Annotated in this window: 25 protein-coding genes and 1 pseudogene; 10 read left to right on the forward strand and 16 right to left on the reverse strand. The window is 39.1% G+C overall.

Annotation, left to right across the window (positions count from 1 at the left end):
- Positions 1 to 56 precede the first annotated feature (56 nt).
- The 11 genes from secA to nrdR form a co-directional block, all read right to left on the reverse strand.
- Positions 57 to 2,570, reverse strand: coding sequence for a preprotein translocase subunit SecA (gene secA / locus HW098_RS07115; RefSeq protein ID WP_173213013.1), 2,514 nt, complete (start codon positions 2,568 to 2,570; stop codon positions 57 to 59).
- A 145-nt stretch (positions 2,571 to 2,715) separates the two neighbouring features.
- Positions 2,716 to 3,006: a hypothetical protein gene (locus HW098_RS07120; protein WP_173213015.1), complete on the reverse strand. Its 291-nt coding sequence runs from the start codon at positions 3,004 to 3,006 to the stop codon at positions 2,716 to 2,718.
- Positions 3,007 to 3,016: 10 nt separating this feature from the next.
- Positions 3,017 to 3,667: an ABC transporter ATP-binding protein gene (locus HW098_RS07125; RefSeq protein ID WP_001235271.1), complete on the reverse strand. Its 651-nt coding sequence runs from the start codon at positions 3,665 to 3,667 to the stop codon at positions 3,017 to 3,019.
- 3 nt (positions 3,668 to 3,670) lie between these two features.
- Positions 3,671 to 4,312, reverse strand: a complete 642-nt coding sequence (locus tag HW098_RS07130; RefSeq protein ID WP_000475785.1) for a hypothetical protein — start codon at positions 4,310 to 4,312, stop codon at positions 3,671 to 3,673.
- Positions 4,305 to 5,096, reverse strand: coding sequence for a hypothetical protein (locus HW098_RS07135; protein ID WP_000701267.1), 792 nt, complete (start codon positions 5,094 to 5,096; stop codon positions 4,305 to 4,307). Before HW098_RS07135 ends, HW098_RS07130 begins: the two co-directional genes overlap by 8 nt.
- A 33-nt stretch (positions 5,097 to 5,129) precedes the next feature.
- A complete protein-coding gene (locus tag HW098_RS10565) occupies positions 5,130 to 5,465 on the reverse strand; it encodes a hypothetical protein (protein WP_240149469.1) in 336 nt (111 codons plus the stop codon).
- Between the two features lie 81 nt (positions 5,466 to 5,546).
- Entirely contained in the window at positions 5,547 to 6,857 is a 1,311-nt protein-coding gene (der, locus tag HW098_RS07140) for a ribosome biogenesis GTPase Der (protein WP_001207696.1), read from the reverse strand.
- A gap of 13 nt (positions 6,858 to 6,870) precedes the next feature.
- A complete protein-coding gene (locus HW098_RS07145) occupies positions 6,871 to 7,584 on the reverse strand; it encodes an NADPH-dependent oxidoreductase (RefSeq protein ID WP_000140815.1) in 714 nt (237 codons plus the stop codon).
- On the reverse strand, positions 7,581 to 8,477 hold the full coding sequence (gene dnaI / locus HW098_RS07150; protein WP_054367327.1) for a primosomal protein DnaI: 897 nt from the start codon (positions 8,475 to 8,477) through the stop codon (positions 7,581 to 7,583). The genes HW098_RS07145 and dnaI overlap by 4 nt, the downstream gene beginning before the upstream one ends.
- Positions 8,478 to 9,647: a replication initiation and membrane attachment family protein gene (locus HW098_RS07155; RefSeq protein WP_176139672.1), complete on the reverse strand. Its 1,170-nt coding sequence runs from the start codon at positions 9,645 to 9,647 to the stop codon at positions 8,478 to 8,480.
- Positions 9,648 to 10,121, reverse strand: a complete 474-nt coding sequence (gene nrdR / locus HW098_RS07160) for a transcriptional regulator NrdR (RefSeq protein WP_001203672.1) — start codon at positions 10,119 to 10,121, stop codon at positions 9,648 to 9,650.
- Between the two features lie 140 nt (positions 10,122 to 10,261).
- Between nrdR and HW098_RS07165 the strand changes: the two genes are divergently transcribed.
- The 3 genes from HW098_RS07165 to HW098_RS07175 are packed head-to-tail and all read left to right on the forward strand — an operon-like array spanning position 10,262 to position 12,111.
- Complete coding sequence (locus HW098_RS07165) at positions 10,262 to 10,627, forward strand: GntR family transcriptional regulator (protein WP_176139673.1); 366 nt, start codon at positions 10,262 to 10,264, stop codon at positions 10,625 to 10,627.
- A 4-nt stretch (positions 10,628 to 10,631) separates the two neighbouring features.
- Positions 10,632 to 11,327, forward strand: coding sequence for an ABC transporter ATP-binding protein (locus tag HW098_RS07170; protein ID WP_004256110.1), 696 nt, complete (start codon positions 10,632 to 10,634; stop codon positions 11,325 to 11,327).
- A 16-nt stretch (positions 11,328 to 11,343) separates the two neighbouring features.
- Entirely contained in the window at positions 11,344 to 12,111 is a 768-nt protein-coding gene (locus tag HW098_RS07175; protein ID WP_176139674.1) for a hypothetical protein, read from the forward strand.
- Between the two features lie 104 nt (positions 12,112 to 12,215).
- On the opposite strand, the gene HW098_RS07180 is transcribed toward HW098_RS07175, so the two are convergent.
- Positions 12,216 to 13,070 carry an Rgg/GadR/MutR family transcriptional regulator gene (locus HW098_RS07180; protein WP_175880596.1) on the reverse strand — a complete coding sequence of 285 codons (855 nt, stop codon included), beginning with the start codon at positions 13,068 to 13,070 and terminating at the stop codon, positions 12,216 to 12,218.
- Positions 13,071 to 13,463: 393 nt separating this feature from the next.
- Here HW098_RS07180 and HW098_RS10570 point away from each other — a divergent pair, with 393 nt between their 5' ends.
- From HW098_RS10570 to HW098_RS07205, 5 genes are all read left to right on the forward strand, one after another.
- Positions 13,464 to 13,766 carry a hypothetical protein gene (locus tag HW098_RS10570; protein ID WP_240149470.1) on the forward strand — a complete coding sequence of 101 codons (303 nt, stop codon included), beginning with the start codon at positions 13,464 to 13,466 and terminating at the stop codon, positions 13,764 to 13,766.
- A gap of 12 nt (positions 13,767 to 13,778) precedes the next feature.
- Positions 13,779 to 14,861, forward strand: a complete 1,083-nt coding sequence (locus HW098_RS07190) for an N-acetylmuramoyl-L-alanine amidase family protein (protein ID WP_173213029.1) — start codon at positions 13,779 to 13,781, stop codon at positions 14,859 to 14,861.
- A 273-nt stretch (positions 14,862 to 15,134) separates the two neighbouring features.
- On the forward strand, positions 15,135 to 16,682 hold the full coding sequence (locus HW098_RS07195) for an ABC transporter ATP-binding protein (RefSeq protein ID WP_176139675.1): 1,548 nt from the start codon (positions 15,135 to 15,137) through the stop codon (positions 16,680 to 16,682).
- Between the two features lie 184 nt (positions 16,683 to 16,866).
- Complete coding sequence (locus HW098_RS07200) at positions 16,867 to 17,241, forward strand: CidA/LrgA family protein (protein ID WP_000781325.1); 375 nt, start codon at positions 16,867 to 16,869, stop codon at positions 17,239 to 17,241.
- The gene (locus HW098_RS07205) at positions 17,238 to 17,933 is read left to right on the forward strand and encodes an LrgB family protein (protein WP_176139676.1); all 696 of its coding nucleotides are present in this window, start codon (positions 17,238 to 17,240) and stop codon (positions 17,931 to 17,933) included. Before HW098_RS07200 ends, HW098_RS07205 begins: the two co-directional genes overlap by 4 nt.
- A gap of 48 nt (positions 17,934 to 17,981) precedes the next feature.
- Here HW098_RS07205 and HW098_RS10575 read toward each other — a convergent pair whose 3' ends face one another.
- From HW098_RS10575 to HW098_RS07220, 3 genes are all read right to left on the reverse strand, one after another.
- Positions 17,982 to 18,122: a hypothetical protein gene (locus HW098_RS10575; protein WP_240149471.1), complete on the reverse strand. Its 141-nt coding sequence runs from the start codon at positions 18,120 to 18,122 to the stop codon at positions 17,982 to 17,984.
- A 788-nt stretch (positions 18,123 to 18,910) separates the two neighbouring features.
- Positions 18,911 to 20,110, reverse strand: a complete 1,200-nt coding sequence (locus HW098_RS07215) for an ABC transporter permease (protein WP_176139677.1) — start codon at positions 20,108 to 20,110, stop codon at positions 18,911 to 18,913.
- Positions 20,107 to 21,000, reverse strand: a complete 894-nt coding sequence (locus tag HW098_RS07220; protein WP_176139678.1) for an ABC transporter ATP-binding protein — start codon at positions 20,998 to 21,000, stop codon at positions 20,107 to 20,109. Before HW098_RS07220 ends, HW098_RS07215 begins: the two co-directional genes overlap by 4 nt.
- A 353-nt stretch (positions 21,001 to 21,353) precedes the next feature.
- Here HW098_RS07220 and HW098_RS07225 point away from each other — a divergent pair.
- A pseudogene (locus tag HW098_RS07225) lies at positions 21,354 to 21,620 on the forward strand (IS30 family transposase); the annotation flags it as partial.
- Positions 21,621 to 22,022: 402 nt separating this feature from the next.
- Positions 22,023 to 22,640 carry a TVP38/TMEM64 family protein gene (locus HW098_RS07230; protein WP_176139679.1) on the forward strand — a complete coding sequence of 206 codons (618 nt, stop codon included), beginning with the start codon at positions 22,023 to 22,025 and terminating at the stop codon, positions 22,638 to 22,640.
- Positions 22,641 to 22,959: 319 nt separating this feature from the next.
- Here the strand turns inward: HW098_RS07230 and scrK are convergent, their stop codons facing one another.
- Positions 22,960 to 23,847 carry a fructokinase ScrK gene (scrK, locus tag HW098_RS07235; RefSeq protein ID WP_176139680.1) on the reverse strand — a complete coding sequence of 296 codons (888 nt, stop codon included), beginning with the start codon at positions 23,845 to 23,847 and terminating at the stop codon, positions 22,960 to 22,962.
- Between the last annotated feature and the right edge of the window lie 137 nt (positions 23,848 to 23,984).

Raw genomic sequence — 23,984 nt, forward strand, 5'->3', positions numbered from 1 at the left:
GGATACCAAGTAAAAATTTACTTTTCACAAGGTATCCGCCTCTAAACTATCTCATTTTATTGTCTTTTACCGTGACAGTTTTTAAACTTCTTACCAGAACCACATGGGCAAAGTTCATTGCGTCCAATCTGGCTCAAATCCAAATCTTCTGGCATACTTGCTTGGTGGGCAGCAATATTACGAGTCGCTGTTGTACTGATATGGCGTTCTGCCTGTGGTCTTTCTTGTTCATGAATTTGTGCTTTCATCATCAAACGTGTCACATCAAACTCAATCGAACCAATCATGTCATTAAACATACGGAAACCTTCTGCCTGATACTCAACAACAGGGTTGTTCTGAGCATAGCCACGAAGTCCAACCGCGTTACGCAATTGATCGAGGGCATCGATATGATCTGTCCACTTGTTATCTACCACTCGTAGAATCAAGACTTTTTGGAATTCTTTAACTGCTTCTTCATCGCGTAGTTTTGAAACCTGACTATCGTAAACCTGCAAGGCACGTTGGAAGAGCTCTTCCTTGATGGCCTTATCAGACAAGCCTGACAAGTCTTCCATCGTAATAGAATCTTCTGGAAGCAAGTTGTACTTAGCAAAGTTCAAAATCGCTTCTAGTTTTTCATCTTGTTTGGCACGCGCATGACCATCAACGACACGTTCAATCGTGCGTTTGATCATAGCCTGAATTTCAGGTGCCAAGTCACGGTCTGCAGTGATGACATCGTAACGTTGAGCGTAGATAATCTCACGTTGTTCACGCATGACATCATCGTATTGAAGGACTTGTTTACGAGTATCGTAGTTATTTCCTTCGACACGTTTCTGAGCTGCTTCAACCTGACGCGTCAACATACGAGACTCAATGGCCTCTTCAGACATGTTGAGACGTTCAAATATTCCCTTCAAGCGTTCAGAACCAAAACGTTTCATCAAGTCATCTTCAAGAGAGAGGTAGAATTGTGACTCACCTGGGTCTCCTTGACGACCTGAACGTCCACGAAGCTGGTTATCGATACGACGGCTTTCATGGCGCTCTGTACCAATCACACAAAGTCCTCCAAGTTCACGAACCCCTTCACCAAGCTTGATGTCGGTACCACGACCGGCCATGTTGGTTGCGATGGTAACGGCACCTCGTTGCCCAGCATTCATGATAATTTGGGCTTCTCTATAATGGTTTTTGGCATTCAAGACTTCGTGAGGAACACCAGCTGCGACCAATTTCTTAGAAATATAGTCACTTGTTTCAACCGCTACTGTACCAACCAAGACAGGCTGACCTTTTTGGTAACGAGCCTTAACGTCTTCGACAACCGCTTTAAACTTAGCCTCGATACTTGAATAAAGAAGGTCTGAATGGTCAATACGTTGAACAGGACGGTTTGTTGGGATTGGAATAACACGAATGTTGTAGATTTCACGGAATTCTTCTTCCTCAGTCTTACCTGTACCCGTCATACCAGACAATTTCTTGTACATACGGAAAAGGTTTTGGTAAGTGATAGAAGCAGATGTCTTAGTTTCATCCTGAATTGGCACACCTTCTTTGGCTTCAATAGCTTGGTGCAAGCCATCAGAATAACGACGACCTTCCATGGTACGACCTGTAAATTGGTCGACAATCAAGATTTCTTGTTCTTCGCTCACCACGTAGTCAATATCGAGAAGCATAATGTAGTTGGCACGAAGGGCGTTATCGATAAAGTGAGTCAGAGCTACGTTTTCGATGTCATAGAGGTTTTCAAGTTTGAAGTAGCTTTCAGCCTTGTCAATCCCTGAATCAGACAAACCAATAGTCTTAGACTGCACATCGATGATGTAGTCGTCTTTGTCCAAAGATTTCACATAGTGGTCTGCCATATGGTAGAGCTGACTGGTTTCAACTGCATTAGCACCTGATACAATCAATGGTGTACGCGCCTCGTCAATCAAGATTGAGTCAACCTCATCGACCAAGGCATAGTTGAGCGGGCGTTGTACCATGTTTTCAGCGCGAACGACCATGTTATCACGAAGGTAGTCAAATCCGATTTCTGAGTTGGTTGAGTAAGTAATATCACACTCATAGGCTTCTTTTTTCTCCATTGGAGACTTGGCAGCCAAGTTAATCCCTACTGACAAACCAAGCCATGAGTACAATTCACCCATCTCAGTCGCGTCACGTTCTGATAGATATTCATTTACCGTAACTACGTGAACCCCTTTGCCTGAAAGGGCATTGAGGTATACGGGCATGGTCGCAGTCAAGGTTTTCCCTTCCCCTGTACGCATCTCTGGCACGTCACCATGGTGAAGAACGATCCCCCCCATGACCTGAACCTTATATGGGAAGAGACCTAGGACACGTTTGGCACCCTCACGGACAACTGCAAATGCTTCATAAAGCAATGAATCCAGTGATTCTCCATTTTGATAACGTTCTTTAAATTCAACTGTTTTTGCTTTTAGTTGATCATCTGTCAAAGCAGCCATTTGATCTTCGTATTTGAAAACCTTGTCAGCCATCTTTTCCAGACGACGGATTTCTCCTTTATCATTTTCGATAATTGTTTTTAAAATATTAGCCATGTTTTTCCTTACTTTAAATTCCGAATATTTTAGAATGTTCTTTTAATTTTAGCACAATTACTGATTATTTTCAAGGAAGAATCCCCATTTTGAAAAGGAAAAAGAGGCTAGTTTCCAAGCTAACCTCTCTGACTTTTATGATGATTTAATTGCCAACAAAAATCGGCAAAATCGCAAATAGGATAAATAGATTTATCCAAAGAGAAAAACAGCAGATCAATCCAAAAACAAAGAGACTGACTTTCTTGGACAGCAAGGCCATCAAAATCGACAGAATTCCAAAAACTAGTAAAACTTTCTGCATGATTAAGAGATTGATAGATATTCCCAGAACTGGTTTATCCCAAGGAACAAAGAAGAAAGCCAGCCAGATCAGCAGAACTAAACCAATATAGAATTTAGAATATTGTGTAATAAATGATTTTAGATGTGCCATAAGCTACCTCCTAGGATTGTATATCCTTTATATATTGTATATGTCCGTTTTCGACAACTAATACATCTGTACAAAGATCTGAAATATCTTCCGATATGTGTGACGTCAGGATAACCAGACTATTTTCTTTTTTCAGGTAAGATAAAATGACCTGTTTGGTTAACCTCACACTCTTCTCATCTAAAGCATTCATAGGTTCATCGAGAAAGAGTATAGATGGTTCGGCAATAAAGGCTTGAATCAAGGCCATTTTTTGTTTCGTTCCTAAGGATAAATGACGGTACTCAACGTCTTCAAATTCCTGTAAATCATAATATTGGATCCAATCGGCAATTCTTTTTTCCGTAACTTTAGATGAAAAACACCTTAACAATTCCAAATTTTCTCTAAGGGATAAATGAGATAAAAACTCGACTTTTTCAATTAAAACCCCTGCATCCTGAATATAATGATTTTTTATCCCGTAGACTTCCCCATCTTGAAGAACTTTTCCTTTATCAAGCTTAATATAACCAGCAAGTATCTTTAAAAGAACTGTCTTACCAGATCCATTATCACCTTTAAGACCATAAATATTTCCTGATTGAAAGACCAGATTCAACTCATTTAAAATAGGTCTTTTCCCATAAATTTTCTGTCCATTTATAATTTCAAGTCTCATCGTTTATCCTTTCTTAAATTTCTCTTCCAAGCGACTAACAATCAACATAACTAATAAACTTAAGAGTACTAAATACACTGTTACAATATGATCCATCATCCATTCTTGTCCCACAAATGCTAAAAAATAGAGAAAAAAGGAAAAACCAGCGCCCGCACTAATAAGTGCTATCAGATAAGACAGTAGTAAGTACAAGATCATTAACTGAGCAAGTAAAAAGAAAAGTGCGACTGTTTTGAAATGAATTCCTAGAGGAAGTAAACCAAGGAACCAGACAAATAAATCTTGAATAAAAAATTTAGAGATGACAACCAATCGTTTCCTTGTATAATCGAAAAAGGAGGTTGATTGATAGCGGATCAAGTGATGGTAATGGTCTGCCAAATCAGTTTCAAGTAAAATGACAGAGAGCCATCCTACCATGAAAAGCGAAAGATTTAACAAGAGTTTGGGGATTTCTAAATTCGCTTCAGAATAGTCATTATAGGAAAAGATTGAAATCAATTCCCTCTTGAAAAAGAGAAAAACATCCTGCTTTTGAACCGCTATTGACAATAGATAGTTAATCAAAATCATCATCAGAACTATACGAAGTAGTAAAACGATCTTTCTCTTTAGCCAAATATTGTTAAAGTTCTTAAACATTATCTTCATATTTTTTAAGTACCATATAGGGGACAATATAAAGGATATAAGGAGTAAAGAGTCTCATCAAACTTACATCCCCATAGCTAGCTTGCATCAAACTCGTCATAGGAACCATATAGTATGGCAAGATACTATAGAGCATCATAGAACCAAGCCAAAGAAACATCAAATAGGCAATTGCCGAACGAGTCACATTCCCTAAATAATCAACTATTTTAAAAAAATAGACTGCATTGATGAAAATACCGATTAGTAGGACACAAGTAAAGAACAAATAGCTTGTTATCTCTCCATCTAGGAGCCTTTGTAAACTACTCCCATCAGAAAATAGAGAATTCCATTCAAGAGGAGAAAAAGTCCCAAAGAAATAAGTTAAAATTGCAATTATCAGCACAGTCACTAAATATATCACACAAGGGATACTTGCAAGTTGAAAAGTCAACTTTCTTTTTAACCCTTGATAACTCACTTCTCTTCCAATACTCAATCGTAAAACTTTATTTTTCAGCTCAATATATTGAAAACCTAGCAAAACAATGATGATTGGAATAATAAATGATTGATAAAAACCTAGATTGAACTGGAGAATACGAAAATCTAATGCTGATTTTAATAAGTCATTTTTAATTGCTTGTCCATCAAATTTGGCTAGGTCAGGTGCATGAATATCAAAAAAGAAATAAGTCATCAAAACATCACGATAAACCAAAGCAAGAAAAAGCAAAGTAAGCAAGACATAAACAAATTTATGCCTTGCCAAAGTTAAGAGAGGAATCTTCATAAGCCACCTCCTACAAATAAAAACCGATATAAATCAATGCCTCCCCGCTTTAGACTTCCCTAGTTCTCGTCTCAAGCGAAGCATTTTTTTGAAACAGAAATAAGTTAACCTATTCAGACCAATAGCTAGCAGAATAAAAAGAAACCAAATGCCCCATAACTTGATATCTGTCAAATTTCTCAAGACGATATTGAAAAACAGAACTGAAATAACTGTCCAAGCAAGGCTAAAAAGAGCATAGAGGGGGATGTAAAACCAGTAAAAATAGTAAAAAATTGGGAAAAATTTACTTTCTCTATTATCCTTTTCAATCCAGTTGAAAAAGTAAAACCAGGGCAATAAGATTATCAATTTAAACAAATGTTTCATCGACACCTCCTTTTTGATAGCGTTTTCTATTATTTTATTATATCAAAAAAATCTGGAAATGTCATTCCAGATTCTACTTCTTTATTTACGCTTTCTTGCGATGAGATGGATTGGTGTTCCTTCAAAGACAAAGGCCTTGCGGATTTGATTTTCCAAGAAACGTAGGTAAGAAAAGTGCATGAGTTCTTCTTCATTGACAAAGATGACAAAGGTTGGTGGTTTGGTTGCCACTTGGGTCGCGTAGAAAATCTTAAGGCGTTTTCCTTTGTCTGTCGGTGTTGGGTTGATAGCAATAGCATCCATAATCACATCGTTCAAGACAGCTGATGGAATACGTGTGTTTTGACTTTCGCTGATTTGCTTGATCATTTCAGGAAGTTTGTGGAGGCGTTGCTTGGTCAAAGCTGATACAAAGATAATCGGTGCGTAAGGCAGGTATTGGAACTGCTCACGGATATCTTCTTCCCAGTTTTTCATAGTATGGTTGTCTTTTTCAAGTGTATCCCACTTATTGACCACGATAATCATCCCTTTACCAGCTTCATGGGCAAATCCTGCGATACGCTTATCGTATTCACGAATACCCTCTTCCGCATTGATGACCATCAAGACAACATCTGAACGGTCAATAGCACGCATGGCACGCATGACAGAATATTTCTCGGTATTTTCATAAACCTTACCAGATTTACGCATACCAGCCGTATCAATCATGGTAAACTCTTGACCATCTGTATCTGTAAAGTGGGTATCAATGGCGTCACGCGTTGTTCCAGCAACAGGACTGGCAATAACACGGTCTTCGCCCAAAATAGCGTTAATCAAGCTTGATTTTCCAACATTGGGACGTCCAATTAGGCTAAACTTAATCACATCTGGATTTTCTTCTTCATATTCATTTGGAAGATTTTCTACGATGGCGTCTAGCACATCCCCTGTACCGATACCATGGACAGATGAGATAGGCAGCGGTTCACCCAAACCGAGGGCATAAAAATCATAGATATCATTTCGCATCTCTGGGTTGTCCACCTTGTTAACCGCGAGGATAACTGGTTTGTGGGTCTTATAAAGCTTACGGGCTACGTATTCGTCTGCATCGGTAATTCCTTCCTTACCAGACACCACAAAGACGATAACATCGGCTTCTTCCATGGCAATTTCTGCCTGGTGCTTGATTTGTTCCATGAAAGGAGCATCGACATCATCGATTCCTCCTGTATCAATCATGCTAAACGAACGATTGAGCCACTCACCCGTTGCATAAATACGGTCACGTGTCACTCCTTCGACATCCTCTACAATGGAGATTCGCTCACCAGCGATCCGATTAAATAGGGTTGATTTCCCAACATTGGGACGTCCTACAATGGCAATAGTTGGTAGGGCCATAATTTCTCACTTTCTACAATAACTTCTTCTGTTCAAGATTTTTTCTAGTTGAGCTTGGTTCAGCTTGACCAAACTGTTCTGCTAGGCGCTGACTCCAGCTTGTGGTCGCACGTGCTCCAGCATAGTCCGCCTGTACACGGTCATAAGCCTCAATCACATCAACTGTTTGTTCCTGGTATTCTTCCTCAAAGACCACTTGATTCAATGGCAAGCGAGGTTTGACTTCATGCTCTTCATTTGGTAAACCTAGTGCCATCCCAAAGACAGGATAGGTGTAGTCAGGCAGGTTAAAAAGCTCTGCCACTTCTTCTGACTTGTACCGTACCAAACCAATGATGACACCTCCATAGCCCAAACTTTCAGCTGCCAGCAGGGCATTTTGACCAGCAAGGGCCGCATCGACTGAACTAATCAAGAGACCTTCTACACCTTGAGGTTGGAAGATGTCGGTATGAAGTCGTGCTCCCTTTTCTGCTCGGTTCAAATCTCCGACAAAAAGAAGAAAAACAGCTGACTGGCGAATGGCTTCTTGAGGTACCAATTCATACAAGGCATCTTTCTTTTCCTGACTTCGTACCACAACAACAGAGTAGGATTGAAAATTCTTCCAAGACGAGGCCATCTGGGCTGCAGTCAGGATTTCAGTCAAGTCTTCCTGAGGAAGGGCTTGCTCCTTAAATCTTCGAACAGACTTATGAGCTTTCATCAGTTTAATCGTTTCTGTCATCGACGGTTTACTCCTTCTAAACGAGTCTCCTCAGCCAAATAACGGATGCGTTCCATGACCCGTCTGGCTTCCCAGGTCTCGTCATTTCCATGTTTCCCTTTAGCAAAATGCTGCTCCAATTCTTCAAAGTTGAAGTTGGAGGTGAAAAAGGTCGGTAAATTTTCCTGCATCCGATATTGAAGAATGACTTGCAGGATTTCATCACGTACCCAAGCTGTTGATTGCTCGGCACCAATGTCATCTAAAATCAGGACTTCAGACAGTTTAATCTCATCCACCAAGGTCTTGACATTACCATCACCGATAGCATTTTTGACATCAATGACAAAGCTAGGATAGTGGAGGAGAGTGGATGAAACACCACGTTTTTCTGATAAATCATGGGCTAAGGCAGCCACCATGAAACTTTTACCCACACCAAAGTCTCCATACAAGTAAAGACCTTTTTGAATAGCTGGATATTGCTCCACGAAGGCTAATAGCTTTTCAAAAACTGGCAAGCGCCCCAAATCATCCAAATCTACTTGAGCTAAACTAGCTTTCTTGAGAGTAGCTGGCAGATTGATTAACTTGAGGCGGTTCTTAATAGCCGCTTCTTTTTCAGCTGCGATTAGTTCAGGAGTTTCTTCATATGAGACATCCGCATAGCCATGATTCATAACCAAAATCGGCTTGTAGCCTTTGGCAATATAATCCGTATCACCACGAAGAAACTTGTCACGCTCGGTGATGTACTGATTAAACTTGGAGATACTGCGATTTAATTCCTCTGGGGTCAAGGATTCTTGCTGGATAAAAGCCGCAACATCAGAATCTTTCATGATTTTCTGGACCAAATCTTGATAATGAAAACGGCTAGGTTGACGTTTGAGTACGTCTCCGACACTTTCCATCTAATCTCCTCCTTTTTCTAATCGAGCTAATAGTTCTTGTTTCTTACGTTCTAATTCCAGACGAGTTTCCTCGCTGGTTTCATTCTTATAATCTGGATTGCTCCACTTGGGTACATTGGACTTGGCAGGACTCGGTTTACTGCTTTTTTGAGCCTGACTTTTCTGCCCACGCTCACGGATCCGCAAGACTGCCTCTTCTGCCGAATGAATCTTTTGATAGGCATAGTCATTGGCCACCTTCATGGCATATTTCTCATTGATATTTGCCGAATCGACCTTATTAAAGGTCAATAAAAGAATGATATTGATGACTTCGTCCAGCAAGCCCAAGCCAGCAATCTGTTGCAAGAGTTCTCTTTCTGTTTGGGTAATGGTTCCCTTGCGTGTTTGCTTGATTTCTGCCAAGAACTGCAGGGCAGTTTTACTTTTGGCTTCTTTGATAATGGTTGTTTCCTTAAGACTAAAGTCAGAGGAAATTGGTTTTTGAGCAATTTTTTCACGCATGCGTTTGGTTGAAATAACCTGAGAAACAGCTGTTGACTTGGCCAATTGATAGGTTTCAAACCAAGTCCATTTCTTCTCCTCGGCAATAGCAAAGAGGTTTAAGACATCGGACTGCTCATCCGCAAAACGAAGTCCATCTCGAGCCATCAGCTGGCGAAAATGTTCCAAGTCAAAATCATTGGCCACTTTCTTCTTGAGACCAAGGTCTTCTTGACTTCCCAGCTCTGCCAAATCTGGAAAGACTTGATTGAGTGAGACAGGTATTTCTTCTCCATCAGCACTTTCAACTTTCAAATCCTCCACAGCTGCATCGCCAATCTTTTTCTCCAAAAGTCTACGATACACAGGATGCACCAAGAAGTCCTGACTCGAGAGAGGAGCATGGATAGCTAGCTGATAAACATCCCCTTTTTGATAGAGGGTCAAAAGATTGAAAGCAGATAGGATTTTCAAGGATTTTAAAAGTCTGTCCATCCCAAAGTTGAGATGATTGAGAATGCTTGAAAAAAGGTATTCCTTTCTGCCATTATCCCAAAAACTAATCGTATAAAGATAAAGGCTCAGTGCCTCCTGACCGATAATCGGGAGGTAGCACTGTACCAGAGATGAGGTATCTTGCGACACCCGATTATTCTTTAGATAAGAAAAACGGTCAATTGGCTTCATTTATCTTTCCTTTTTCTTTTTAGAGGACTGGGTAATTTGTTGGAGCAGGCTCTCTAGCTCACTGACATCCTTAAAACTACGATAGACACTGGCAAAACGTACATAGGTAATCTCGTCCAGTTCAGCCAACTCCTCCATGACGAGTGAACCAATGTCCTCACTTTGAATTTCATTTTCATTTCGACCACGGAGTTTCTGTTCGATACGATTGACTACCATGTTGATTTCATCACTTGACACAGGACGTTTCTGGGCTGAGCGGATAATCCCATTAAAGATTTTATCTCTGGAGAACTGTTCCCGTGTGCCATCTTTTTTAACAACCACTAAGGTTCTTTCTTCTACCCGTTCGTAGGTTGTAAAACGGTGTTGGCATTCATCGCACTCACGTCTTCTACGAATAGTGTTCCCTTCTTCTGCTTGGCGACTATCGATAACACTTGACTTGGTAGCCCCACATTTTGGACAACGCATCCTTTCCCTCCTTATCGTTTTCTTTTCATTATACCATTTTTTAAACAATTCCCAAAACAATTCTTCTTTTTGCTTGACAAGTTTTTTGTTTTGTTGTATTATTTAATTAAGACAAAAAGGATAAAAGAAAGGAGACCAAGATGTCCTGGACATTTGACAACAAAAAACCTATCTATTTACAGATTATGGAGAAAATCAAGCTTCAGATTGTTTCCCATACACTGGAACCCAATCAACAACTTCCAACCGTGCGAGAGCTGGCTAGCGAGGCGGGTGTCAATCCAAACACTATCCAAAGAGCCTTGTCAGACCTTGAACGAGAAGGATTTGTCTACAGCAAGCGAACAACTGGACGATTTGTGACTGAGGATAAGGAGCTAATCGCCCAATCGCGCAAACAATTATCGGAAGAAGAATTGGAACACTTCGTTTCCTCCATGACCTATTTTGGCTATGAAAAAGAAGAACTACCAAGCGTAGTCGGCGATTATATTAAAGGAGTTTAAGCCTATGTCATTACTAGCATTTGAAAATGTATCCAAATCTTATGGAGCAACCCCAGCCCTTGAAAATGTTTCTCTTGACATTCCAGCTGGAAAAATTGTTGGTCTCCTTGGCCCAAACGGCTCAGGAAAAACAACCCTGATTAAACTAATCAATGGCCTCTTACAACCAGATCAAGGACGTGTCCTGATCAACGACATGGATCCAAGCCCAGCAACCAAGGCCATCGTAGCTTATTTGCCGGATACGACCTATCTCAATGAACAAATGAAGGTCAAAGAAGCCCTAACCTACTTCAAGACCTTCTATAAAGATTTCAATCTTGAACGCGCCCATCATCTACTTGCAGACCTGGGCATTGATGAAAATAGTCGTCTCAAGAAATTATCAAAAGGTAACAAGGAAAAGGTCCAACTAATTTTGGTTATGAGCCGTGATGCCCGCCTCTACGTTTTAGACGAACCCATTGGTGGGGTGGATCCAGCAGCCCGTGATTATATCCTCAATACCATTATCAACAACTACTCCCCAACTTCTACCGTTTTGATTTCTACCCACTTGATTTCTGATATCGAGCCAATCTTAGATGAAATTGTCTTCCTTAAGGACGGAAAAGTCGTTCGTCAAGGCAATGTAGACGATATTCGCTATGAGTCGGGTGAATCCATTGACCAACTCTTCCGTCAGGAATTTAAGGCTTAAGCAAAGGAGATTATTTATGTTTTGGAATTTAATTCGCTACGAATTTAAAAATGTTAACAAGTGGTATTTAGCCCTCTACGCTGCTGTGCTAGTCCTTTCTGCCCTTATCGGGATACAAGCACAGACCTATAACAATCTGCCTGTCAAAGAAAGCCAACCTGTTTTACTTACTTTTCTAGCCCTCGTCTTTGGTGGCTTGATGATTACACTTGGAATTTCAACTCTTTTCTTAATCATTAAACGCTTTAAAGGCAGTGTCTATGACCGACAAGGCTATCTGACTTTGACCCTTCCAGTATCTGAACACCATATCATCACAGCCAAACTAGTCGGTGCCTTTATCTGGTCGATGATTAGCACTGCTATCCTAGTTCTAAGTGCTGTTATTATTGTGACCATAACGGCTTCAGAATGGATCACTCTTTCTTATGTGATTACATTTGTAGAAACACATCTCCCTCAGATCTTTCTTACAGGTATATCCTTCCTACTAAATACCATTTCCAGCATCCTCTGCATCTACTTGGCTATTTCCATTGGACAGCTTTTCAATGAATACCGTACAGCACTCGCTGTTGCAGCCTACATTGGTATCCAAATCATCATTGGATTTATTGAACTTTCCTTCAATCTTAGTTCTAATTTCTATGTCAATTCACTTGTAGGACTTAATGACCATTTCTATATGGGAGCAGGTATAGCCATTGTTGAAGAACTCATATTCATAGCTATCTTTTACCTCGGAACCTACTATATTTTGAGAAACAAGGTTAATTTGCAATAATTTTAAAATCAAAAAGGATAACATCTCATCGCAGAGAGGCTATCCTTTTTCTTTTATTTCATTTTCTGTCTAACTTTATCTTACAAACGAATCCTTCTAACCAATTAAATGATAAAATCTGATTTAAAGGTCTTGTTTAATTTCTCTATTGTGACACTATCATTATATTCCTTACATATTCTCATAGCTTTGGAACATTCTTTTTTACCTAACTCTACTTGATTCGTTTTTATGAGATAAATACCTTTTAAAAAAAGCAAATAATTCTTTTCAAAATAATATCCTTGTCTGGTCAGTAAATTTTCTAAATCATCTATAAAAAATTGAGCGCTATCTAACAAATTATTTTTTAATAATAACTCTAAATTAAATAAATATAAAGGAATTACTCTATATGTTCCCATGTCTGTTTTTAAAAAATGTCGTGTTTTCTTGATTACCGCTCTATATAGTAAGCTTATGGTCTTAGTATTCATAAAAAACACCGAATTATAGAAAATTTTCAGTTCATACTCCATCCAAGTATCTACAGAAAGCAAATACTTGATTAGCTCATTACATTTAGAGGCATTATAAGGAAGATTTGCAAGCCGGTTGATCTGTTGCTCAGCAATCAATTTTATGTGATAATTGCACAAACTTTTTTCCTGCTTTTGTTTTAGCTCTATTTTCTTTATTAGTTCTTGTAACAAAATGATATCTGAAGAGTTTACAGCATGTTCTAGTTCTTCAAAAAAACATTCTTTTTTGGAATAATAGCAATGAACTAATTCTTCAAATTCCGAAAATGATATCCCCAGGCGATTTAACAACATGTAAAAATGATCAATAGATAATTTTGTAATCCCATTTTCGAAACGAGAAATAGTTGACTCACTAATCTTATCACAAGCCAAATCTTTAAGACGAAAATTTTTTGAAATACGGATATCCTTTAAAACTGCTCCAAAATTTTCCATAGTATTCCTCTTCCATTTCTGCAAAAAATAAAACCTGTTTTTTTTATTTGTGATATGATTATGATTATACAAAAATAAAACAGAAAGGACAATATGATTATGAAAAAAATTTTATTGTCATCAGTTGCTTTACTGAGCCTAGTGACATCACTATCAGTAAATAGTCCAGTTTCTGCACAAGAATCTATCTTTCCCTAGGATTATAGCCACTCTAATGGCAGTTGGATTCAATCGAATGGTCGTTGGTGGTATAAAACACTAAAAACAAGTGAAACATCAACAAGAGCAGTACCTATTGAAGATGTTAATACTATGTAAAAGTTTTTTAGTAACCAAAACTTTAGTAAAGTTGTTCGTTTCCCAGATAAAACAAAAGCTGAGATTATTGCAAATATGCAAGAACTATTTAAATCTTCTAGCGAAAGCGATGTGAACTATCTTTACCTTACCTGTCATGGTGGAGAAGATGGGACGATAGCCATTGGTAGCGATAAAACATCCTTTTCCGGTTGGGATTCACTTCAAAATAAAATTATTTCGCCTATGGCAGACACCAATACTAACGGAAAAATCACTTTAGAGGAACTGTATCAATACTCTTATCCTCTAGTCCTTGAAGCTGCATCCAGCAGTAACAAGGAGCAACATGTATCAATTTATCCAGAAAACAGTCAATTTGTTTTATTTCAAAAATAAGGAGTTAAGAAAATGAAAGTATCAAAAAAAATCACATTATTTGGTTTGTCTTTAGCTGGTCTAGCCTTACTGGCTTTCCCTCATTCAGGAAAGGCCTTCGAGTTGGAAGAAGAATGGGTTATCAAGGGTGGGATTAAGTATCAAGATGGCAAAATTCTTCGATTTGACAATGGACATGAAGTAGATATCAAAGTCTTGAATTTGCCAAAAACCGAGAAAATCGAGTGGACGGTCAGTCTCAATGGTCAAGATCAAACTGTCAATTTCCTAGGTCAAGAAAAGGACAAGTCTATGATGGGGGTAGAGGGGCGTTACCTGAATTTCTATGTGCCTTATGGCTATAGAGGAGATATCAAGGTAGAAGCCAAGAGCGGAAATGAAGTAAAGACCTGGTCCACTAAAGTAGTAGATGATGTGTATCATGATGGCGGAAAGAGTGGTTACTTCCGTATTGACGAATCAAATGATCAACACACCTACCTTGATGCAAAATGGGACTATCAAACTAAGACCTACACTGCTACCTTACCAGAGACTGTCAATGGTCAAAAAGTATTTGCTTGGGCAGACGACTATGTAGAATTGAAACTTCAAAAACCAGGAGTTATCAGTCATTCCTACAGAGGGGGAGGAGCCTTCAAAATACTTTATCCGATTGTAAAAGCAGAAAGCTGGCTAAAAAAGAATTACAGTGAAAGCTGGTACTATCAAAAACAAGGTCAACTAGTGCAGAACGATTGGGTTAAGGACAAGGGAACTTGGTACTTTATGAATGATAACGGAGTCATGTTCAATCAAACTTGGCTCTATCAGGGTGGCAACTGGTATGCCTTTAAATCATCAGGAGCCATGATTGCTAGTGACTGGCTATATGATAATCACTCTTGGTATTACCTAAAAGACTCAGGTTCTATGGCGACAGGTTGGATCAAAGATAGTGGATCTTGGTATTATCTAAACAACTCAGGTTCTATGGCAACAGGCTGGGTAAAAGATAGCGGATCTTGGTACTACCTTGCTTCATCAGGTAAGATGCTTCACAATACCTACACACCAGATGGTTACTATGTAGATGCCAGTGGCGCTTGGAAATAATCTAAAGTACACATTTTATTCCATCAGCTATTAGTGTACATGCTCAGACTAATTGTTATCAGAGCTACAAAAAAATCTAGATAATAATACAAAAAGCGAATCGAAACAACGAATTTTGTTTTGTTCGCTTTTTGTTTTAATCTGTGTCAGTACGATATTTTCATTTAATTGTATATCCCCAAAAATTACATTTTTATATGAAGTATTTGAGATAAAGGAGTATAATAACTTTAAAACTGATTACATGTATATCGATAAGGAGGTCAACTCTTTATGCTGAAAAGATTTGTTACCAAGAAGCACCTTGTACTTTACTTCTTTTCTATTGCCATTACTTGGCTGGAAGCGATTATCACACCAGCACTTGTTCAGAATATTGTTGCTAGTTTTACCAATCAAGAACTAGGCCTTCTTTGGAAAGTTTTGATTCTAGGAATCCTTGGTAATCTCATTCTCCTACTAGGTTTGGCTGGGAAACGCTATTACTATGCCCGTTTGATTACCGATTTCAAATATGGAATCAAGAGTGCTATTTTCAAGCGATTTTTAAACAGTTATGAGATTGATGAAAAGGATATTTTGTCCGATTTAGAAAACGACGTCAAACAACTAGAAGAAAACTATATTGAGCCAACGGTCATCATCATTTCTTCTCTTGGTTTCACCACTGTGTCCATTCTCTATGCCCTATGGACCAATTTTTACTTGGGTCTTATTTTCATTCTCTTCTACTCCTTTCCTGTACTCTGCAGTGCTATCGGATCAAAGCGTTTGGACTCACTGTCTGAAAAGCGGTCCACTGTTAACCAGAGTTACTTAACAAGCTTGACAAATTTTATTGGCGGTAGCCAACAAATTCGCCATTATCAGGGGCAAGACTACTTTTTTGCTCGCTATCAAAAGCAATTACAAACCAGTCTAGATGCCGAAATCAACTATGAAAAGCAACGAACTTTAAACAGTCTCTTGATCAATAGCATCGATGCCTTTTGTTCTGTCACACCTATCGTCATCGGTGGCTTTATGACCTACTATAATTATTTAGATGCTGCGAGTTTTGTGGCCATCTATCTAGTTTCCCATAATATCGGCTATCAATTCCAAGAGTTGGCTTACTTTACCAACACCCGAAAAGCGAATCGAACTCTTCTCAACAAATACCAAAAACTCCTGAACCAGTCTGACTCCATCTCGCCTAGAAGCATAGAAAATATTTTCCCTATCCAGCTTAACACCATCTCCCTGGAAAAAGATGGGAATAACCTCCTGTCTCCGATTTCCATGCACATCAAGCAAGGAGAAAAAATTGCCATTATCGGGGAAAGTGGCTCTGGTAAAACAACCCTGCTCAATATCGTTCATGGAGAAGAGACACCGACAAGTGGACAGATTAGCTTTGCTGGTCAAAACCTATCACGTCAAGAAATCACAAGCTTTAGTTCCTATATCCTCCAAGATAGCCATTACTTTGACACGCTATCTCTGGAAGACAATATCCTTCTGGGACTGGATAAAAAGGAGGAACGTTTAACTTACATCCTCAAAAAAACAGGATTAGAACATTTGAAAAATCGAACACTCAGCAATGATAGTCTATCTGGTGGCGAGAAACAACGCCTTGAAATCGCTCGTGCCCTCTACCACGATAGCCAACTCATCTTAGCAGATGAAATCAAGGCCAATCTTGACTCGGAAAATAGCAGAAAGATTAGTGACTTGCTCTTCTCCCTACCTCAAACAGTCATTGAAGTCATTCACCACTACACAAAAGAAGACTTAAAACACTACGACCAAGTCATTCACCTAAGCATAGAAAAGTAGTATTCTTCGAAAATCGCTTCAAACTATGTCAGTTTGACCTACAAACCCAACACTTTGCTTTGAGCAACATGCAGCTGACTTCCTAGTTTATTCTTTAATTTTCATTAACCTTTGTGCATTTCCTTGAAATTTTCTGAAAAAAGAGTAAACTGGTATTCAAGAAGTCTATTTCGTGGAGTTTAGGATGAAATTATATGTTCAATTAATGATTCTCTTTGTGATTTCTCTAATCGGAGAGGGAATTTCCAGTTTCTTTCATTTGCCCATCCCGGGCAGTATTATCGGTTTGATTATTCTTTTTCTAGCCCTGCAGTTCAAGTGGCTAAGGACCAGGCACGTCAACATGGTGGGAAACTTCTTGCTGGCCAATATGACCATTCTCTTTTTGCCGCCAGCAGTGGGAATCATGGAGAAGTTTGATGTGATTGCTCCCTATCTCCTACCCATTGTCTTGATTGTCTTTTTTGCAGCTGTTATCAATATTATCCTTATTGCCTTGGTAGTTCAGTTTATCAAACGACGGTTTGAAGGAGATTATGAGAAAGGAGATGCCAAATGAGTGAATTTGTTTCCAATCCCCTGTTTGGGCTTGCCCTGTCTATCCTAGCTTATCTAGTAGGAATGCTGATTTACAGACGTTTTCCCCATCCATTGACAACGCCCTTGCTTTTGTCAGCTGTTTTCATTATCATCTTTCTAAAGGTGACAGGTATTTCTTACCAAGATTACTACCAAGGTGGGGTTTATTTGAACAACTTGATTGTTCCGTCTACAGTGGCTCTAGGGATTCCGCTTTATAAGAGTTTTCACTTGATGAAGCACCATGCACGGAGTATTCTCTTTGGTAGTCTCTTAGCAGTAGTTGTCAATACCTCTTTCACAGCCCTTGTAGCTAAGATTTTTGGCATGGACTTTTTCCTAGCCATTTCTCTCTTTCCCAAGTCAGTGACAACCGCCATGGCAGTAGGAATTACAGAAAAATTGCAAGGTCTGACGACCGTGACCTTGGTCGTTGTAGTCGCAACTGGGATTTTAACCAGTGTCATCGGCCCAACACTTTTGAAGTGGTTGAAAATAGATGATCCAGTAGCTATTGGTCTTTCCCTTGGAGGAACAGGTCATGCAGTCGGAACAGGGACAGCCTTCCGATATGGCTCTGTAGCAGGAGCCATGGGGGGGTTGGCTATCGGTGTCACTGGTATTCTCTATGTCTTTGTCAGCCCCATCGTAGCTAGTTTGATATTGAGTTAATACTCTTCGAAAATCTCTTCAAACCGCGTCAACGTCGCCTTGCCGTATCTATAGGTAACTGACTTCGTCAGTCTTATCCACAACCTCAAAACAGTGTTTTGAGCTGACTTCGTCAGTCTTATCTACAACCTCAAAACACTGTTTTGAGCAACCTGCGGCTAGTTTCCTAGTTTGCTCTTTGATTTTCATTGAGTATAAAAAGCAAGGAATTCGAGCAATCTCATTATGGTAGTGACATGGGGGGCTAACTTCTCATATTTATACATTTCTCCAATCAGTTAGTTGATTTCAATCGAGATTTTCTATACTCTCCTTATAAGATTTTAGCATAAGATGAGACAGCACACGCTGAAGACGTCTATGTTATTTAGATTTAATGCAATCTTTTAAAAGAGTTTTGATAATCTATATTTCTTATTTAGTTTAGTTGATTTCATATCACTATACTACAATGCTTATCCAAATGATTACACTATCAAAATACCCTATTATTAGATGCTTACGAAACAGATCTTTATACTCTTCAAACCACGTCAGCTTGTCCTTAGTGTGTATATGTTACTGACTTAGTTAGTTCCTCAACCTCAAAACTATGTTTCGAGGAGCCTTCCGCTAACTTCCCAGTCTGATTTTCATTGACTATTAACGATACTTTATCACATAAAGAGGCTGGATGAAAAGTCTTCACAATCAAAAAACGCATACTACTAAGTCTTGAAAAATCCTGGTAGTATGCATTTTTTGTGAGCTGACTTATTTCCTTTCACTATATCGCAAAATGAAATAAGAACGGAACGATGGGATTTTGGAATTCAAATCAATTTATAAGAATGTTTTAGAAGCAATATTATCCTATTTCAGATTCAGTTCACTATACAATCGAGTTTTCAAGTAACCTATTTACATAATGTGTAAGTAATTAGGTTCGTGATTCCACTCTTTTCATCTCTAAAAAACCTCGCTTTCGCGAGGCTCTTCTATTTATAAGATAAGGCGCGTTTAAAGGTTTTCCAGATTCCTAAATCATCTGTTTGAAGGACTAGGCTGGCATACATGCGTCCGATAAATCCTGTTGCTACCACTGCAAAAATCACTGTAATAGCAAGTGAAATCCATGCTTCTAACCCATTTGCATAGCCATTAATGGTTCTAAATGGCATAAAGAAGGTCGAAATAAAGGGAATATAAGAACCAATCTTCAAGATGAGATTGTCACCAGCTGCACCTAGAGCTGTCACTCCAAAAAAACCACCCATAATCAAAATCATCAAAGGCGACAAGGCTTTTCCTGCGTCCTCCGGACGAGAAACCATAGAACCTAGAAAGGCCGCCAAGACTACATACATGAAAAGACTAACCAAAATAAAGAGCAAGGTATTCAGTGAGAAAGCATCTCCCAAGTGATCTAAAACACCAGACTGAGCCAAGAATGGCAAATCTTTAAAGAACAGAATGGCAGTGAGACCACCTACAACATAAATCCCAATATGCGTTAAAATCACTAGAAATAGAGCCATCATCCGCGCATAGAAATAGTGACTTGCCCTTATGCTAGAAAAGACGACTTCCATAATTTTGGTGCCTTTTTCACTGGCAACTTCCTGAGCCGTCACACCCGCATAGGTAATCAGAATCATATAAAGAAAGAATCCTAAGGCGCCTGCTGCAATTGTTTGAATAAACTTTTTATTTTCCTTGGCTTCATCAATCTTTTCTGTGAATTGAACTGTCTGCGCTAAGCGTTTTTCCTGCTCTTGAGACAAGGAAGCAGTTGAACGATTAAGCTGATTTTGTAGTTCATTGAGTGTACCTGTAACTGCAAATTTAATTCCATTTTCAAGCGACGTTTCGCCATGATAAACTGCCTTTAAAACACTATCTTCTTGATCAATAGTCAGATACCCTTTTAATTTTTCATCTTTAATCGCTTCTTTGGCACTTGCTTCGTCTTTATAGTCAAAGTTAACACCATTTACATTCTTCAGTCCTTCTGCTACAGATGGCACTGTTGTCACTACTGCCACTTTATCATTTTTAGCCATTGAAGAGCCTTGGAGATAGGCAATTCCTACAGAGATTCCTAAAAAGAGGAACGGCGAAATCACCATAAAGAAGAAACTCCACGATTTGACATGTCGAAGATAGGTTTCCTTGATTACAACCCACATATTTCTCATACTTCCACCCCTGATTCTAGTTTAAAGATTTCATCGATTGTTGGCGCTTGCTGGTCAAAGGTTGCGATATATTGCCCCTGAGTTAAGATTGGGAAGAGTTCCCTTCCAGCGCTCTCATCCTCCAAAATCAATTTCCAACTGCCTTGTTTGGTCAAGCTCACCTGTTTAACATGAGGAAGGTTTTCCAATTCTTCCTTGCTTCGTTCACTTGAAACAAAGAGACGCGTTTTCCCGTATTGATTGCGGACATCCTGAACTGGTCCATGCAAGACCACACGGCCATCTCGGATCATGAGAATATCGTCACAAAGCTCCTCGACGTTGGTCATGACATGGTCAGAAAAGATAATGGTTGCCCCACGTTCTTTTTCTTGAAAAATGACTTGCTTGAGCAATTCTGTATTGACTGGGTCCAATCCACTGAAAGGCTCATCCAAGATAATCAAGTCTGGCTCATGAATCAGAGTAATGATGAGCTGAATCTTCTGCTGATTTCCTTTTGACAGGCTCTTGATTTTATCTGTCAGCTTCCCTTTCACTTCCAACCTCTTCATCCATTGAGGGAGTTTTTCCTTGACCTCCTTGGCATCCATACCTTTTAGAGTCGCCAAATAACGAACTTGTTCAAGAACTGTCAATTTAGGCATGAGACTGCGTTCTTCAGGCAGATAGCCAATCCGAGCATAGGTCTCCTGATGAATATCCTGCCCATCCAGACTGATTTCTCCTTGATATTCTAAAAACTTCAAAATACTGTGGAAAATCGTTGTCTTCCCAGCACCATTTTTTCCGACTAGTCCCAAAATACGACCTGGTCGCGCTTGAAATTCAATACCAAACAAAACTTGCTTGGATCCAAAACTTTTCTCTAGACTTCTTACTTCTAGCATCTTTCACCTCCGAAATTTCTTTCACTCATTATACTCCTTTTTGATAGCCTTTACAATGATTTCTGTCTATTTTTAGAAGACTAATGCTGTGTAAAATATGGCCTGGAGTACTTTTAGCAATAAATCCATTATACAGTAGTAAAGTTAATTTATCCACTCTGCTCCTCAACTGTCTATTTTTAATCCTGAATTGTTATTTGAGTAAGTTCTTTTTCCTCATAAAGTTTTCTTCCTCTAAAACTTCTGGAAAAAAGCGAATAATTTCAGACAACATTTTTTATAAGAAACAAGTTCATCTGTCATTTCAAGCAGGAGTAATCCTTTATCTACTAATGGACGGAACGGAATTAAACCGCTTGTCTGATGTGTTTTGTAAGGAACATATCTACTATGCACATTCTTATGCCTCTTGGGAAAGGGGAACTAATGAGAATCACAACAGGCTCATTCGTAGATGGTTACCTAAGGGAACTAAGAAAACGACTCCCAAAGAAATCGCATTCATCGAAAAATGGATGAACAACTATCCTAAAAAATTCTTGAACTACAAGTCGCTCAGAGAAGACTTCTTGATGGCTAACTTGAACTTGAAATTTAGCAATAATTCATTCACCATCTAACTATATTTAGTAATTATTTCAGAACTGATTCATATTAACATTAACTAACGATTCAAAGGATTCATACTAGACATAAATTACATCCATCAGATAGAGACCCTTATTATTTTTAGATTTTAACTTTTCTAGCTTCAGAATACATCTAAACTTTAGGGAATATGACTATTCGAAAGCTTGAATGCCTCAAAATTATTTCAGATAAGCTATTCGAAACTCAGAATACTTTTAAATTTATGTAATTACGATTGTTCGAAACCTAGAATACATATAACCTTTAGTTGACAGACCTATTCTAAGTCTCGAAGGGCTATTTACTTTCTATTCCTTATCAAAAAAGACTCATTCCCCCTTTCTCCTCCAAAATATGGTATAGTAGAGTTATACTATCTATGAGGAGTTTACATGTCACAGGATAAACAAATGAAAGCTGTTTCTCCCCTTCTGCAGCATCTTATCAATATCTCATCGATTGTCGGTGGAGTTGGGAGTTTGATTTTCTGCATTTGGGCTTATCAGGCTGGGATTTTACAGTCCAAGGAAACCCTCTCTGCCTTTATCCAGCAGGCAGGTATCTGGGGGCCACCTCTCTTTATCTTTTTACAGATTTTACAGACGGTCGTCCCTATCATTCCAGGAGCCTTGACCTCGGTAGCTGGGGTCTTTATCTACGGCCACATCATCGGGACAATCTACAACTATATCGGCATCGTGATTGGCTGTGCCATTATCTTTTATCTTGTGCGACTCTATGGAGCTGCCTTTGTCCGGTCTGTCGTCAGCAAGCGCACCTATGACAAGTATATCGGCTGGTTGGATAAGGGCAATCGTTTTGACCGTTTCTTTATCTTTATGATGATTTGGCCCATTAGTCCAGCTGACTTTCTCTGTATGCTGGCTGCCCTGACCAAGATGAGCTTCAAGCGCTATATGACCATCATCATTCTGACCAAGCCATTTACTCTCGTGGTTTATACCTACGGTCTGACCTATATTATTGACTTTTTCTGGCAAATGCTTTGACATGTAAAAAATCCGTTTGGTTTCCCAAGCGGATTTTTAGAGCGTAGATCGATTATAGCTTGATACTAAATATACTTTGGTATGGAAATCATTCCTATTTTTCAATAGTGAGGTGAGTACTTACCTAGCCTTTCCGCCGTGATAGAAACCCTTGAAATCTAATGGTTTCAGGTGTTCGGAAACTTTGAGACATTAGGCTCAAAGTTTAGGTATGGAATTTCGAAGAAAGTCGCTACCGTCCGTAATCACTTAAGGAAAGGCTCAAAAATATTGTTTTCAACCACAAAATCCGTTTGGTTTCCCAAGCGGATTTTGTGATTTATTTTGAAACTTCTTTTGCAAGGACAAAATTTCCAAGAGTAGCTGAACCATTTCCTGCAACTGCTGGCGTCACGATATAGTCACGCACATCAGGTACTGGTAGGTAACCATTGAGAAGAGATGTAAATTTCTCACGGACACGATCCAGCATGTGTTGTTGAGCCATGACCCCTCCACCAAAGACAATCACATCTGGGCGGAAAGTCACTGTCGCATTGACCGCAGCTTGAGCGATATAGTAGGCTTGAACATCCCAAACAGGGTTGTTGAGTTCAATATTTTCTCCACGTACACCTGTACGAGCTTCCAAACTTGGACCAGCCGCAAAACCTTCCAGACATCCCTTGTGGAAAGGACAAACACCGTTGAATTCTTTTTCAATATCCATTGGGTGTCTAGCAACATAATAATGACCCATTTCAGGGTGACCGGCACCGCCGATAAACTCACCACGTTGGATGACACCTGCACCGATACCTGTACCGATTGTGTAGTAAACCAAGTTTTCGATACGACCACCAGCATTATTACGGGCAACCACTTCACCATAAGCAGAGCTGTTTACGTCTGTAGTGAAGTACATTGGCACGTTGAGGGCGCGACGAAGGGCACCAAGCAAGTCCACATTTGCCCAGTTTGGTTTTGGAGTCGTTGTGATAAAGCCATAGGTTTTTGAGTTTTTATCAATATCAATCGGACCAAATGAACCGACTGCAAGACCAGCAAGGTTGTCGAATTTTGAGAAGAACTCGATGGTTTTATCGATTGTTTCGATTGGAGTTGTTGTTGGAAATTGTGTTTTTTCTACAACGTTAAAGTTTTCATCACCGACAGCACAGACAAACTTTGTACCGCCCGCTTCCAAGCTTCCATATAATTTTGTCATGATAAACCTCTTGTTTTTATTTTCTTTATTATAGCATATTTCGAAAGTCTAAATTTCTCTATTTTTTAGATTTTCCTCTGTAAATCTTACCATTCAAGCAAAAACGAACAAACATGTCATTTGTTCGTTTTCATTTA

Source organism: Streptococcus sp. 1453, assembly GCF_013276955.1.
Lineage (GTDB): Bacteria > Bacillota > Bacilli > Lactobacillales > Streptococcaceae > Streptococcus.

Bases quoted from the DNA above. Each gene is read 5' to 3' on its own strand.
- secA (WP_173213013.1), bottom strand. From the start codon at position 2,570: ATGGCTAATATTTTAAAAACAATTATCGAAAATGATAAAGGAGAAATC.
- HW098_RS07120 (WP_173213015.1), bottom strand. From the start codon at position 3,006: ATGGCACATCTAAAATCATTTATTACACAATATTCTAAATTCTATATT.
- HW098_RS07125 (WP_001235271.1), bottom strand. From the start codon at position 3,667: ATGAGACTTGAAATTATAAATGGACAGAAAATTTATGGGAAAAGACCT.
- HW098_RS07130 (WP_000475785.1), bottom strand. From the start codon at position 4,312: ATGTTTAAGAACTTTAACAATATTTGGCTAAAGAGAAAGATCGTTTTA.
- HW098_RS07135 (WP_000701267.1), bottom strand. From the start codon at position 5,096: ATGAAGATTCCTCTCTTAACTTTGGCAAGGCATAAATTTGTTTATGTC.
- HW098_RS10565 (WP_240149469.1), bottom strand. From the start codon at position 5,465: ATGAAACATTTGTTTAAATTGATAATCTTATTGCCCTGGTTTTACTTT.
- der (WP_001207696.1), bottom strand. From the start codon at position 6,857: ATGGCCCTACCAACTATTGCCATTGTAGGACGTCCCAATGTTGGGAAA.
- HW098_RS07145 (WP_000140815.1), bottom strand. From the start codon at position 7,584: ATGACAGAAACGATTAAACTGATGAAAGCTCATAAGTCTGTTCGAAGA.
- dnaI (WP_054367327.1), bottom strand. From the start codon at position 8,477: ATGGAAAGTGTCGGAGACGTACTCAAACGTCAACCTAGCCGTTTTCAT.
- HW098_RS07155 (WP_176139672.1), bottom strand. From the start codon at position 9,647: ATGAAGCCAATTGACCGTTTTTCTTATCTAAAGAATAATCGGGTGTCG.
- nrdR (WP_001203672.1), bottom strand. From the start codon at position 10,121: ATGCGTTGTCCAAAATGTGGGGCTACCAAGTCAAGTGTTATCGATAGT.
- HW098_RS07165 (WP_176139673.1), top strand. From the start codon at position 10,262: ATGTCCTGGACATTTGACAACAAAAAACCTATCTATTTACAGATTATG.
- HW098_RS07170 (WP_004256110.1), top strand. From the start codon at position 10,632: ATGTCATTACTAGCATTTGAAAATGTATCCAAATCTTATGGAGCAACC.
- HW098_RS07175 (WP_176139674.1), top strand. From the start codon at position 11,344: ATGTTTTGGAATTTAATTCGCTACGAATTTAAAAATGTTAACAAGTGG.
- HW098_RS07180 (WP_175880596.1), bottom strand. From the start codon at position 13,070: ATGGAAAATTTTGGAGCAGTTTTAAAGGATATCCGTATTTCAAAAAAT.
- HW098_RS10570 (WP_240149470.1), top strand. From the start codon at position 13,464: ATGCAAGAACTATTTAAATCTTCTAGCGAAAGCGATGTGAACTATCTT.
- HW098_RS07190 (WP_173213029.1), top strand. From the start codon at position 13,779: ATGAAAGTATCAAAAAAAATCACATTATTTGGTTTGTCTTTAGCTGGT.
- HW098_RS07195 (WP_176139675.1), top strand. From the start codon at position 15,135: ATGCTGAAAAGATTTGTTACCAAGAAGCACCTTGTACTTTACTTCTTT.
- HW098_RS07200 (WP_000781325.1), top strand. From the start codon at position 16,867: ATGAAATTATATGTTCAATTAATGATTCTCTTTGTGATTTCTCTAATC.
- HW098_RS07205 (WP_176139676.1), top strand. From the start codon at position 17,238: ATGAGTGAATTTGTTTCCAATCCCCTGTTTGGGCTTGCCCTGTCTATC.
- HW098_RS10575 (WP_240149471.1), bottom strand. From the start codon at position 18,122: ATGAAAATCAAAGAGCAAACTAGGAAACTAGCCGCAGGTTGCTCAAAA.
- HW098_RS07215 (WP_176139677.1), bottom strand. From the start codon at position 20,110: ATGAGAAATATGTGGGTTGTAATCAAGGAAACCTATCTTCGACATGTC.
- HW098_RS07220 (WP_176139678.1), bottom strand. From the start codon at position 21,000: ATGCTAGAAGTAAGAAGTCTAGAGAAAAGTTTTGGATCCAAGCAAGTT.
- HW098_RS07230 (WP_176139679.1), top strand. From the start codon at position 22,023: ATGTCACAGGATAAACAAATGAAAGCTGTTTCTCCCCTTCTGCAGCAT.
- scrK (WP_176139680.1), bottom strand. From the start codon at position 23,847: ATGACAAAATTATATGGAAGCTTGGAAGCGGGCGGTACAAAGTTTGTC.